Source organism: Dyadobacter soli (genome assembly GCF_900101885.1).
GTDB lineage: Bacteria > Bacteroidota > Bacteroidia > Cytophagales > Spirosomataceae > Dyadobacter > Dyadobacter soli.
Window position 1 is genome coordinate 49,816 of record NZ_FNAN01000019.1, and the last position, 13,348, is coordinate 63,163.

Annotated in this window: 8 protein-coding genes; 3 read left to right on the forward strand and 5 right to left on the reverse strand. The window is 51.2% G+C overall.

Features of this window, described 5'->3' with window-relative positions; translation table 11 throughout:
• Positions 1 to 230 precede the first annotated feature (230 nt).
• The 3 genes from BLQ88_RS27565 to BLQ88_RS27575 all read left to right on the forward strand — a co-directional run bounded on the left by BLQ88_RS27565 (position 231) and on the right by BLQ88_RS27575 (position 4,836).
• Positions 231 to 959, forward strand: coding sequence for a hypothetical protein (locus BLQ88_RS27565; RefSeq protein ID WP_229212895.1), 729 nt, complete (start codon positions 231 to 233; stop codon positions 957 to 959).
• Between the two features lie 105 nt (positions 960 to 1,064).
• The gene (locus tag BLQ88_RS27570) at positions 1,065 to 3,305 is read left to right on the forward strand and encodes a M1 family aminopeptidase (RefSeq protein WP_090156240.1); all 2,241 of its coding nucleotides are present in this window, start codon (positions 1,065 to 1,067) and stop codon (positions 3,303 to 3,305) included.
• Positions 3,306 to 3,381: 76 nt separating this feature from the next.
• A complete protein-coding gene (locus BLQ88_RS27575; protein WP_090156241.1) occupies positions 3,382 to 4,836 on the forward strand; it encodes a TlpA family protein disulfide reductase in 1,455 nt (484 codons plus the stop codon).
• Here BLQ88_RS27575 and BLQ88_RS27580 read toward each other — a convergent pair.
• From BLQ88_RS27580 to BLQ88_RS27600, 5 genes are all read right to left on the reverse strand, one after another.
• Positions 4,833 to 5,312 carry a nitrate reductase associated protein gene (locus BLQ88_RS27580; protein WP_090156242.1) on the reverse strand — a complete coding sequence of 160 codons (480 nt, stop codon included), beginning with the start codon at positions 5,310 to 5,312 and terminating at the stop codon, positions 4,833 to 4,835. The two genes, BLQ88_RS27575 and BLQ88_RS27580, sit on opposite strands and share 4 nt — an antisense overlap.
• A 2-nt stretch (positions 5,313 to 5,314) precedes the next feature.
• Positions 5,315 to 6,787 carry a rubredoxin gene (locus BLQ88_RS27585; protein WP_090156243.1) on the reverse strand — a complete coding sequence of 491 codons (1,473 nt, stop codon included), beginning with the start codon at positions 6,785 to 6,787 and terminating at the stop codon, positions 5,315 to 5,317.
• A 191-nt stretch (positions 6,788 to 6,978) separates the two neighbouring features.
• Positions 6,979 to 10,521, reverse strand: a complete 3,543-nt coding sequence (locus BLQ88_RS27590) for a nitrate reductase (protein WP_090156244.1) — start codon at positions 10,519 to 10,521, stop codon at positions 6,979 to 6,981.
• 108 nt (positions 10,522 to 10,629) lie between these two features.
• The gene (locus BLQ88_RS27595) at positions 10,630 to 11,943 is read right to left on the reverse strand and encodes a NarK family nitrate/nitrite MFS transporter (RefSeq protein ID WP_090156245.1); all 1,314 of its coding nucleotides are present in this window, start codon (positions 11,941 to 11,943) and stop codon (positions 10,630 to 10,632) included.
• Between the two features lie 36 nt (positions 11,944 to 11,979).
• Positions 11,980 to 13,332, reverse strand: coding sequence for an alginate export family protein (locus BLQ88_RS27600; protein WP_090156246.1), 1,353 nt, complete (start codon positions 13,330 to 13,332; stop codon positions 11,980 to 11,982).
• Positions 13,333 to 13,348 lie beyond the last annotated feature (16 nt).

The window sequence follows — 13,348 nt, forward strand, 5'->3', positions numbered from 1 at the left end:
TACGTTTTAAAATCGAAATGTAGTAGTAGTATTACGAAAAAATTAGAAACTGACTGTTTTTCGGATACTATGTTGTAGAAAAATTCTGCACAGTGTTTCATTATAATAAGTTTTACGGACTTATACCGTGAAATTTTTGTAAAAATTCGGGAGAATATAAGAGTATGAGAATGAGATGCTAACATCCTTATAACGGTGTTTATATCTTCCATGATTTTCCTGAACCCGTTATGAAAACGCTGCTGCTCGCTACGCTTCTCCTGCGTCAAACCGACCTTGTGAACGTGCCTTTAAACGTTGCATCGCGCCCGGTAGTACCTGAACCGCTCGTATCTGAAAACGTCAATGCGCAGGGGAAGCTTCCTGCCAGTTACCTGTTTCCGTCGTTCGTTAAAGGGACCATTTATTTCCGGAATGGGACGAAACGCGATGCGTTGGTGAATTACCATTATCAGGTAGGGCAGATGCAGTTTCTGAACCCGAGGGCGGACACGCTTGAATTTACGGGCAAGTACCTGATCGATCACGTCGAAATTGGCGAGCGCCGGTTTGTCCTCACCGATACCCATTCGGATATGGAGGTAGTAGGCGATGCGGGGCCAGTTTTATTGGCGGCCAGGACGCAGCCCGAGGCGGTGGGAAATAGCCTCAGCCATTCGGGACAGCACTTTTCGGCATCAGAGGGCAGCGCTTCCCATGCATCGATGGTGAGTAACCAGAACGGGAATTTTCAATGGGAGAACAATGCGTCCGGTCACAGCTGGAAGGTCAAAACCAGCTATTTCCTGATCGATAAGAACAAGATCGCGCACCCCGCGTCGCGGCGCGCATTCCTGCACGTGTACGGGCGCAACAGGCGCCAGCTCGTGCGTTACATGCGGGAGAGCCGGATCGATTTCGAGAATTCGGACGACCTCCGAAAGCTGATCGGATTTTGTGCAGGGCTTACCACGTTTTAGCTGAAATCCACCGTTTGAACATTTGTCCGGAAAACGGGCTGGAATTGTCCGCAATTGGTTAAGTTAGCGCATTGACGATGATGTGCTTACCGCTAATTGCGCGCTATGAAAACACCTTTTCTGCTATTCCTTTTACTACTTGCCGGTTGGGCGTTTGCCCAGGAACCAGCCGCCGATCTGTCCACTTCCGACATTGCTGCGTTCGAAAGCCGGCGCGCCGGGTTGCGGATCAACGGACCTGCAATGCGCGTGCTGGCTTCCAACAACTTCGATGTGAAATACTATCGTTGTGAATGGGAAGTGAACCCTGCATCGTACAATATCCAGGGGAATGTGACTTCACATTTCGTGATGACCAGTGCCGGTAACAGCATTACCCTGGACCTGTCGAGCGCATTGGCGGTTTCCGCTGTGCAGCAACGCGGTAGCAATGTCCCTTTTTCGCATGCCGGCGATGCGCTGACGATCACATTGCAAAACCCGTTGGCGGAAGGGACGAAGGATTCCGTGACGATCAGCTATGGCGGGGCACCGACGAGTGTGAACGCCGCGTTCATCGTGGGCACGCACGGGCCTGCCTCCACGCCCGTGATGTGGACATTAAGCGAACCTTACGGCAGCCGCGACTGGTGGCCCTGCAAAAACGGTCTCGACGACAAGGCCGATTCGATCGATATTTACATTACGCATCCTGCGATCTACAAGGCCGCTTCCAATGGCCTGCTGAAAAGCGAAACGGCAATAGGGGGCACGCAAACCCGTACGCATTGGAAGCACCGCTACTCGATTGCGAGCTACCTCGTGGCATTTGCGGTTACCAACTATAATGTGCTGGACAACAGTGTGATGATAGGCGCTACCAACGTGCCTTTCAAGACCTACTGCTATCCGGAGAGCCAGTTTACGTTTCAGAACGGCGTGCAGAATACATTGAATGCGATGGTGCAATTCAGCAACCTGTTTGGCGATTACCCTTTCAAAAACGAAAAGTATGGCCATGTGCAGTTTGGCTGGGGTGGGGGAATGGAGCATCAAACCTGTTCGTTCATGGGCAGTATGGCGGAGACGCTGATCGCGCATGAGCTTGGTCATCAGTGGTTTGGTGATAAGGTGACGTGTGCGAGCTGGCAGGATATCTGGCTGAACGAAGGCTTCGCGACGCACCTGGCAAGTATTTACACGGAGGCGAAATACCCGGGCAATACGAAGACGACGCGTACCAATGAAATCAATACCATTACTTCGCTACCCGACGGGTCGGTTTGGGTGGATAATGTAAATGATGTAAACCGGATTTTCAGCAACCGCCTGAGCTACCTCAAAGGGTCGCATTTGCTTTATATGTTGCGTTGGATACTTACCGATGCTACTTTTTTTGCGGGGGCCAGCAATTACATCAATGACCCGGCGCTGGCATACGGATACGTAACTACGGCGAACCTCAAAAGTCACCTGGAAACGGCAAGCGGAAAGGATCTGACCTATTTTTTCAACCAGTGGTATACGGGCCAGGGCTACCCGTCGTACCAGGTGGAATGGTATCCGTCGGGAAATTCGGTACAGGTAAAATTGAGCCAGACGCAGTCACATGCTTCGGTGAGTTTTTTTCAGCTGCCGGTTCCGTTGCTTTTCCGTAATGCAATTACCAATCAGCAAAAGCTGGTGGTGCTCAACAATACTTCTAATGGCCAGCTGTTCTTAGATAACCTTGGTTTTGAGGCCACGGAAGTGATATTCGACCCGGACGTATGGCTGATCACACGCAATAACACGCTTACCAAAACGTCGGGGCCGTTGCCGGTGACGTTCAGCAAGTTTGATGTAGCATGCAGCGGTACAAGTGCGCGGCTGACGTGGCAGACGACGGAAGAAGTGAATGCCGTTTATTTTGAAATACTTGCCGGCAACAACGCCCGGCATTGGAATGCGGTTGGTACGGTGCCGGCGGTTGGTGATTCGAAGCAAACGAATGATTATTACTTTAATGTGGAAAATGCATATAACCAGGGTTATTACCGCATTAAAGAATATGATAAAGATGGAAAGACGCAGGAAACGAGGGTGGTAACTGCACAATGCGGCAATGAAGCCGGTGTTTTGGTACTGGCACCTAACCCCGTCCAATCTGTTTTACAAATACAAAATGCAAGTCGAGGTTTCGATATTAAACCAGTTTTCATTACAGATATTTCCGGAAGAAAATATCAATTAAATGAAAATGAAATAGTTAAATCGAAGGCCGTGAATTCGATTGACGTTTCGCATTTGCCTCCTGGGTTATATGTGCTATCTGTTAGTACTGAAAGTTTTAAAGAGTTAAAACATTATAAATTTTTAAAAGAATAATCCCAGTCTCCACAAAAGTTATTTTATTAGCGTAAACTGGTTTGAACGGCTAATTTTCCTACCAAACTCAAATCCAATGCGCTATTCCATTTACGTTTATCTTCTGTTTGCCGGTATTGTTTTTCAACTGGCAGGCTGCGATAAGAAGAAAAATAATTCGGTAAAAATATCCATTTACTACCCCAAGGCGGCCGGTGATACGATACGTGTTGGAAGGGAGAGTATGATCGATTTCGGAACCATCGAGCTGGGTAAAGTTCTGCTCGACAGCGCAGGAAAAGGGGTTGTGGAAGTGGATGTGGCAGGTCCCGTATTTGCCTTTGTAAATGGCAATCATTTGGCAACAGGTGTATTGCTTCATCCTGGCGACAATGTTGCTATCGTGCCGTCTCCACAGGGCGCAAAGTTTACAATCCAGTTTGAAGGAGATGGAGCGGCTGCCAATCAGATTTACAATGAAGCGCACCAGGTGAACCAAGGCTTTGAGAAATGGAATGGTAAGCACTATTTGCAATTGGAGCCAGACAAATTCATCAAAGCAAAAGATTCTCTCCAAAAATCTTACGATCAATTATTCGCCCGGGCGAAACCAGATAGCAAAGAATCCGCCGAAAGATTAGATGTGGTAAAGCGGCAAACCGATATGCAGGTTGCCTTTTATCAATACAATTATGCGGCAGGGAAAGATTCATCCGAAATTCCGGCTTCGATTTGGGAAGCGGTTAAGAAATTGCCGGTTGATACAATTGCTGTGCAAACAGGGATGTTTCATTATGCTTTGCTTGCGTCCTATTTTTGCCGGCAACAGATTAACAACGCGGTTTACGAAGCGCATGAAGAGATGGATGGGGATAGCCTGGAATCTATTTTTCCATTTTTGGTAGAAAAGAAAATAAAAGCCGCTGGTTATCCGAAGCCGGTTGAAGACCTGGTTCGGGCTATGAGCGCTCACATTCACATCGGGTCGGGTGGCCTTACGCCCAGCGGGCTAAAAATTGCCGGCACGCTCGAAAAGGAAATAGCTTCCGAGGATTTTAGAAAAGTGATCCGGGAGGACGTGGACCGCTGGGAGAAAATCGGACCGGGTAAACCTGCGCCGGACTTTGCAGGGATGACGCCCGAGGGTAAGAAGCTGGCCCTGTCCGACTTGCGCGGGAAAGTTGTTTACGTAGATATCTGGGCGACCTGGTGCGGTTACTGTATCGACGAGTTTCCGGATTCCAAAAAATTACAGGCGGAGTTTAAAGCAGATGATCGGGTCGCTTTTCTGTATGTGTCTGTGGACCAGGATACGCTGGCCTGGAAGAAGATGATGGCGGCCAAAAAAGTGCCTGCCGGGCTTCACATGCTCAACAGCAACAGTACTTCTGGCTCCATCTGGAATTTGTACAATGTTTCGGGAATCCCGCGCTATCTGCTGATCGACGCGCAAGGACGAATGGTGTCCGCAAATGCCGAACGACCGTCTTCCGGCAATGTAGCAGACGAACTTAAAAGGTTGCTGGTTACCAATAAATTAGCGCAAAACTAGCAAGCCACCGCCAGTCCAAACTCCGCCATTGCCCGTGGGAAATTCCGTCCTTCATGCCCGGAGCGGCTGAGTTTTACCAATGCAAACCGTTCGAGCACGTCGAGCCCCATCCATTGGCTGGCCGAAATGACCGGGCATTTCCATTCCTGCGCCTTCTCGCATACCTCCGCGGGTACGTGCGTATGTACCCACGCGGGGTCGAGAGTTTTGAGCAGGCTGGGCACTTTGCTGGTATATTTCCATACCAGTTCATGCACGTAATCCCCATACATTTCAACCTCCCGGTCCGTGTGGCAAGGCATTTCAGCGAGGAAATCCTTTTCGTCGAAATTGAATTTGGCCCACTCCGATAGTTGGAGTTTTACACGGCAGGTATCGAGCTTGTACCGGACGATCATCGGAATGCAGCGCAGGCTATCTACAAAATCGCTTTCAAATGCGAAAAAACGGGTTTCGATGGCGGATAGGGTCGTCATAATCAGGCTGGTTCGAGGTGTGATGACCGGGAGAATTCGACGGTCGTGAAAACGGCCTTGCTATTGTCGCAGGTAGGGCAGCAATAGTCGGCCGGAAGGTCTTCGAAGGCGGTCCCGGGTGGGATATCGCCGAGGATGTCGCCAAACTCGGGATCATAAATGGTCATGCAATCGGGGCATTGGTGCGCCGTCTTCACCGGTTTGACGGCCGTTTTGGCTTCGTCGGGCTCGGACAGCATAGTTTTCAGAGTATCCCTCGATCGCTGATTGTTAAACCGCCTGCAAAGACGTTCCAGCTGGGCAGGCAAATGTATTTTGAATAAACCCTTTTCAAACGGCACGAGCGCGCGGCTGTTGGGGTTGAAATTTTCGGTATAATAAAGGTCGTAAACGCTGAATAACGGCAGCTGTCCGATCCGCAGTAACGGCCGTTTCCGGATGAGCACCGAGCCGAAAACTTCCGATTTCGGGCGGGTCTGAATGCCGAAGCATAGCCCGAAAGTGCGGGTATCGTTCTTGGAAAAGTGGCGGATCAGATCGTTTTTCAATTCTGCCCCGTCGCCATTGTGGTCCTCGGTCTGCCAGGCAAGTTCGTTGGCGGCATGGCGGACGTTGATATTGTGTTTCCCGAGAATATTGCTCCATGCTTCGCGGTACTGATCCTCGATACCTTTGATAACCAGTGATTTCCAGGGTGTGGTGCAAATTTCCCCGACCCGCGTGTTGAGGCAAAGGGTGCACACGTCGAGCAGGAATTCGATGGTAAACTCTTCGTCGCGGCGGTACAGTCCCAGCCAGGTACGCGATTCATAGCGGTTGAAACCTTCGTAATAGGGCAGGGAGAAAGAAGGCAGTTCGAGCTCCTGCTGCGAGGGCTGGAAAACGTAGCGAATGCGCTCGCTCACGGCGGCTTTCAATGCGTTTTCATCATTAAGTCCTTCATCCAGCATGCATTCCTCCACCACTTTCGACAACCGCCCGATTTCATTGGTATAAATGAGGTCATCCCATTTGAAAACCGTGTTGGTTTGCTTTAAACGCACATATAAATACCAGAAATGCGGCTCAGGCGAGGATATGAAATTGAGGTTACCTGTAAAAAAAGGGGTAAAACTCTGATTGGAATCTGAAATATTGACTTTTAAGCCCGGCTCGAAGTCAAAACTATCGAGTACGGAATGGTACTCGGTTGCATTGAGCCATTGCCCGGTCCTGAAAACTTCCTCGCCGCAATAAGAACTGACAATGTTCGGCCGGCGGTCGGTATTGATCTCGTAAAAAATGCCGAGATTTTTAAAATCGCTTTCCAGAAACCGCATATCCTCGTAATGCACGGTCATGAGCAGCTGCTGCCGCGATCCGAACCGTACCTTGCGGACATTCGCATTCCACGCCGCCGAAAGGATGTCTTTCAGGTACCCCGGCGAAGCGATCCCGCCCGGCAGGTTGATTTTGATGTGGTAATAATCGCGCATGGTAGTTACGGTTTTGTGGTCAGGATTTGTCAGGTGTGGCCGGGTATTGTTAAGAGTTGTCAGGATTGGTCAGGATTTGTGAGGTGTAGTCAGGTACGGTAATTAATACTTGACCACACCAGACCTCACCTGACTATACTTGACCACACCTGGCCACACCTGACCATACTTGACCACACCCTGACTTAATTTCAATTCGTTACCAAACTTGCTTCCAACGCGTTTTCAAGTATCGACCTCACTTCCGGCCTGCACGAGCCGCAACCGGTTCCCGCGCCCGTCGTTTGGCAGAGCTTCTGAAAGTCGTTGCAGCCGCCGGTAATGGCCTTTTCGAGGTTTCCCTGGCCTACATTGTTGCAGGAGCATACGAGTTTTCCCATCATAGGCTCCGCTTTCTGACTGGCTCGCAAGAGTTGCAGTCGCTTTTCGGAAAGCTCCACGCCGCCCGCGATCAGGTCGCGGAATTCTAGGAATTCGTTTTTGTCGCCGATCAGGATCGCGCCCACGAGTTTATCCCGGTGCACGATGCATTTTTTGTAATAACGCTTTGATTTATCGATAAATACGATCTGCTCGTAAGTCGGGTCGTTGGCCGGGGCGTCGGTCATGCCGATGCTGCAAAGATGCAAGCCATCCATTTTCAGGATGTTCATCGAGGTGCTGCCTTTGTAGGGTTGCGAAATATCGCCCGCAAGGTAATTGGCAATCACCTCGGCCTGTTGCTCGGCCGCGAGCGTAATGCCCCACATCTGGCCGTTCCACTCGGCGATTTCGCCTGCGGTGTAAATATCCGGGTCGGAGGTTTGCATATAGTCGTTCACCACCACGCCGCGCTTGCATTCCAGTCCGGCATCTTTGGCGAGATCGATGGTCGGGACGGTGCCGATTGCCAGTACAACCACCTGGCAGTCGATCTTCCGCCCCGATTTTAGCCTGATCCCTTCTACGGTATCCGATCCGGTGAAAGTAGTGACCTCATCATTGAAATAGCAATCTATACCGCGGTCGAGTAGTTCCTGATAAAGCAATTCACTGGCCAGTGGGTCGAGCTGTTGTACCATAAAACGGCCACTTCGCTGAACAACGCTCACACGTACATTCATTTCGCGGAAAGACGCGGCCAGTTCCAGTCCGAGGATTCCACCGCCGACGACCACCGCATGTGGATTGGGCTGCTTTAAAAAAGGTAACAATGCGTCCGCGTCGAGGCGCGAGCGCATGTTGAAAATGCCCGGCAGGTTGGGCACGCCTTTGGGCATGAACGCCTTGCTGCCCATGCCGAGGATGAGCTTGTCGTACCGGTGTTCCAACCCATTGCTGTCGATCACGGTTTTATGCTTCCGGTCGATATGCATAATGCTCACGCCTTTGTGTACCGTAATGCGGTTTTCGGCAAACTGGTCCTCGCGTAGCTTCACGAGCTGTTCCCAGGTTTGCGAGCCGCTGATATAGTCGGGCAGCATTACCCGGTTATAAAACGGATATATTTCTTTGGAAAAAACATGGATTTCATCGTCGGTATTGAGCTGGCGGTAGGTATTGATGAACCCAAGTCCAGCCGATCCGGCGCCGATGATGATGATTTTTTCAAATGGTTTTTGATATAAACTAACCTGTACGGCAGAAAACTTGAAATCGGGCTCCTTGGATTTTGGGTCAACCAGCGGGCTCGTCAGGTTATTGGCGCGGACGAGGTTGCTTCCCAATATTTTACCCCAGTGCATCGGCAAAAAGCACAGGCCTTTGCGCACGTCGCTCGTGATCTGCGCCTTCACGCGCACCTCCCCGCGACGCCCGCTCACTGTTACCAGGGCGCCTTCCATAATGCCTCGCTCGCGGGCATCTTCGGGGTGTATTTGCAGGAAAGGTTGGGGAATGTGTTTGTTCAGTTTCGCGACGCGCCCCGTTTTGGTCATCGTGTGCCACTGGTCACGGATTCTGCCGTTGGTTAAAACCAACGGGAATTGATTGTCGGTGGGTTCTGAGGGGTTTTCGTCGGGTACTGGGTGTATCTGGGCCCTTTTGTTTTTGGTGTAAAATTGATGGTCGGTGAAGAGGCGTTTGGTGCCAGGGCGGGTTACATTCTCAGATTGCATCGCTTCCAGCGACGATAATGGCCATTGGACGCTGCGTTTTTCTTTCAGTAACCGATGACTAACCCCCGTAACGTCGATAGTCGTTCCTTTGGTAACCTTTACGTATTCATCGTAAACCTCCGAGGTATTTTTGTAATTAAATGCTTTTTCAAAACCCATTTTCTGGGCGAAACGCCAGAGGATCTCGGAGTCGGGCAATGCTTCTCCGGGGGCATCGAGGACTTTGGGCAGATAGGTAATGCGGCGCTCGGCATTGGTCATGCTGCCGTCTTTTTCCAGCCAGGCGGCGGCGGGTAGTACCACGTCGGCAAAATGCACGGTATCGGCGCGGCTGGAAACGTCCTGAACTACGACGAAACGCGATTTTTTCAATGCGCTTTCCACGGCGTTCATGTCCGGCATGCTTACCAAAGGGTTGGTATTGATGATCCAGATGGCTTTCAGTTTATCATCCGCCAGCGCCTCGAACATTTCGGTCGCGGTAAGGCCGGGTTTGTCGGCAATGCGGACGGGCGTGTTCCAGAACTGCTCCATTTCCTCGCGGTGTTCGGCATTCACCACTTCGCGGTGGCCCGGAAGAATGTTGGCAAGGCCACCTGTTTCCCGACCGCCCATGGCATTCGGCTGGCCGGTAAGCGAGAATGGCCCATTACCGGGTCTGCCAATTTTTCCGGTAATTAAATGCAGGTTGATGAGCGAGAGGTTTTTGTTTACACCAATTACCGACTGGTTCAATCCCATGGTCCAGAAGGAGAGAAAGCCTTTCGAACGGCCGATCCATTCGGCAGCTAAGGCAATGTCGGCGGAAGGGACACCACAAATGTCGGCCGCTTCCGCCAATGTGCGCTGCATTACTTGTAGCCGGAATAATTCGAAACCATCGGTGTGGTCGGCAATAAACCGCTCATCGAGATAATCATTTTCAATCAGCAAACGGCCGATCGCGTTGTTGAGGACAATGTCGGTGCCCGGGCGGATCTGCAAATGCAGGTCGGAAGACCGGGCGGTATCGGTTACGCGCGGGTCCACGCAGATAATCCTGGTAGCCGGGTTTGCCGTTTTATGGGCTTCTACGCGCCGCCAGATAATGGGATGGCACCAGGCCGGGTTAGCGCCGGTTACGTACATGACGTCGGCCGCTTCGATGTCGTCGTAGCAAACGGGAACGCTATCCTCGCCCAGTGACAGCTTGTAACCCACCACCGCCGAGCTCATGCACAGGCGGGAGTTGGTATCGATATTGTTGGACCCGATGAAACCTTTGATCAGCTTGTTTACGAGGTAGTATTCTTCCGTGAGGCATTGCCCGGACACATAAAATGCCACCGAATCGGGTCCAAATTTTTTGATTAATGCTTTAAAAACAGCCGCCGTGCGTTCCAATGCCTCGTCCCACGTCGCGCGCTGCAAAGGCATCGAGCGGTTGAGGCGCACCTGCGGGTAGAGCAGCCGGTCGGACTGGTCCATCACCGTGTAATGCAGGTTCATACCCTTGGAACAGAGCATTCCCTTGTTGGAAGGATGTTCTTTGTCGCCTTCGAGGCTCAGCTGGCCGTTACTCTCTTTCGTCACCACGACCCCGCAGCCTACGCCGCAGTAACAGCAGGTCGATTTGTAGGATGTTGGGGATGGCTTCATTTTTTAATGAGTGAATGAGTGAATGGAATTAATATTGAGTTCAATCTTTCTTTTTCTCTGGATCCCCGGGTTAAAACCCGGGGTTGGGGGTATCTATTTCCGTTGATTTTAATCAACGGGCACGGGCTCCAATTGGCCGGTTTCTGCTGTAATTGTTTGTGTCTTTTCAAAATTGATTAATGCGACAATGGCAGCGACACACGCGATAGCTACACCAATGTACATGAATGCCTGCGAGTAGGTAATGGCGCTCGATTTGAACAAAAATCCAGCTAGTACAGCCCCTACATTACCGCCAGCTCCCACGATACCACTCACGGAACCGATCGCTTTTGGATTAATAAAAGGCACGATCGCATAAGTAGCACCATTTGCCATTTTCAAAAACATCGCGAAGCAAAGCATGGTAATCACCGCCCCGACAATGCTGCCGCTCTGCGCGAACAATGCGATGCCGATACCTTCCATCACGAGTAGCAGGGCCAGCAAACGACCTTTGCCCAGCATACCCCATTTGTTACCCACTTTATCCGCTACGATACCTCCCACGGCCCGGGCGAAAATGTTCATAAATCCGAACGTACCTGCCAGGATACCCGCTGTTGCCAGTGAGGTGTTGAAGTTTTCAAAGAAATACAATGCAGCCACATTGTCGAAAGTGATTTCGATTCCAAAACATGCCCCATAGGCGAGGAACAATGCCCATGTGCGTGGGTCGCGCATGGCGATGCCTAATGTGCCTTTTGCTTTGGCAGCCTTGGGGTTGGCGATGGCCAGGTCTTCGAAGTTGCCGGCAGGGGTGTCTTTGGTGAAGAAGTAGTACACGAAAGCGAAAACGAGCAATGCCGCACCGGGAATTACCATCGCTATCCGCCAAGCTGACTCGGGCAGGTAACCAGCGCTTACGAATGCCGCAAATACGAGGGGCATTACCATATTCGTGATACCGCCGCCGAGGTTACCCCAGCCGCCGGCCACTGCATTGGCCGTTCCGACGATCTTCTTGTCGAACATGACCGAAGTGTGGTATTGCGTCACGACGAACGACGCGCCGATCACACCGATAGCGAGGCGAAAGAGCAGGAAGCCTTCATAAGAGTTCACCAAACCGACCGTCATCACCGGAATGGAGCCGAGGCCGAGCAATGCCGTGTACGTTTTGCGCGGGCCCCAAGAGTCGCAAAGCTTGCCGATGGCGATACGTGCAATGACCGTTGCGGCCACGGAGGCGATGATGATGTTCCCGATTTGCGGTTTGGTGAGGCCCAGGTCGGTTTTGATGACAGTCATCAACGGAGCCAGTCCGAACCATCCGAAGAAACAAAGGAAGAACGCCATCCAGGTCAGGTGGAAAGTGCGCATTTGCACGCCCTTGAAGCTGAATATGTTGAGTTTTTCAAGCGGCTTATTGGTCGTTTCCATAGTAATAAGAGTTTGAAATGGTTGGTTGTGACAGACTTATTTCAGGAATTCAGGTTTGATATTGATCATCAGGTAAGCCCAGTTGGACATTTTCTGCGGGTTTTTCACGCCCTTCACCTGCGCCAGGCTGTTGGTGGAAAAGAATGCGCAGTAGCCGCCCTGGAAGCTGATGGTCTTCGTCAGGTTGTAGTTGGCAATAATGTCGAGCTCTTCGCCGAAGCCGGATGAAAGTTTTTGATTATCAGCTACCCTTACAGTCGCTGCACTTGCGAAATGGTGCAGATCGGTGTTGATGGAGAGCTTTTCGGAAGCCTTGATGGTCGTGTTAATGTAAAGGTCCGAGAGCCCGCCTTTGCCGAATGCATTGGCCGCATAGAAGTAATCCATTTGTCCCCAGAACTTGTGCGGCGTGCCGTAAAGCGGGTCGAATGTGTGGTTTTTGGTCGAACCGGTAGCTGTGCCGGAGGTGTAGTCGAAGCCGGGACCAATGGAAAATACCCTGTTCATCGCATACATCCCCCGGACAGAATACATATAGGCGCTCAGCGATGCACCGTCTTTGTCTTTGCCGGCCTGGTAAAAGGCATTGGCGGTTAGCGTCCAGCTTTTACCAATTTTGGTTTGCAGATATGGCCCGAAGGTCACACGGCTGCGCACGCCGCCGGTCAGTTTTTTTACGCCCGCCGTATCCAGCGCATACTTTTGAAAATCATCCTTGATTACGAGGAAAGAAGCAGTTCCCTCCTTTAATTTTTTACCCAAATACAAAAATTGCAATGACTTGTACATTGTCCCGATGCCATTGGTGCCTGCCGGATAACCCACTGGTACACCATCGTATAAAGTACCGGTTTTAAGCTCACGGTTTTGGTTATACGCAACGCCCAGGTGTGCGGTAAAACCATTGAAACCGTACTTCACCAATGCCGCATCGTGGCGCCGTGCCTGTTGCAGCCAGTCGAGGTTGCCCAGCACGCGGCTGTCGTCGTAGAGCAATTCCTGCCGCCCGATTTTCAATGCAAACTCTTTACCCAGTTTTGTCTGGTTGGTATCGAGCAGGCTTATCTCTCCCCATGCTTCGTGCAGCATGAGCCCGTTCAGCGCCGAATTGGTAATGCGGTTGTTGGTCGAAGCATCCTGCCCCCATACGCGCACATCCTGCACCGCTACGAAAAACTGCGTCCGGTAACCCTTGTAGCCCGCGTTCAAACGTGTGCGCTGGGAAGTGAAAAAGGCCGGTTTTTCGCCTTTGGAAAGCATCGTACCCTGTCCGTCGAGTAGCTCCGACCGGGTCCGTAACTGGCCCGAAAGGCTGAACTGCGCCATTGTCCGCGTGGTGGCCAGCAGGCCCGCCACGATGATACCCAGCAATAGGAGAGCGTTTTTCATTGTGATTATGTTTAGG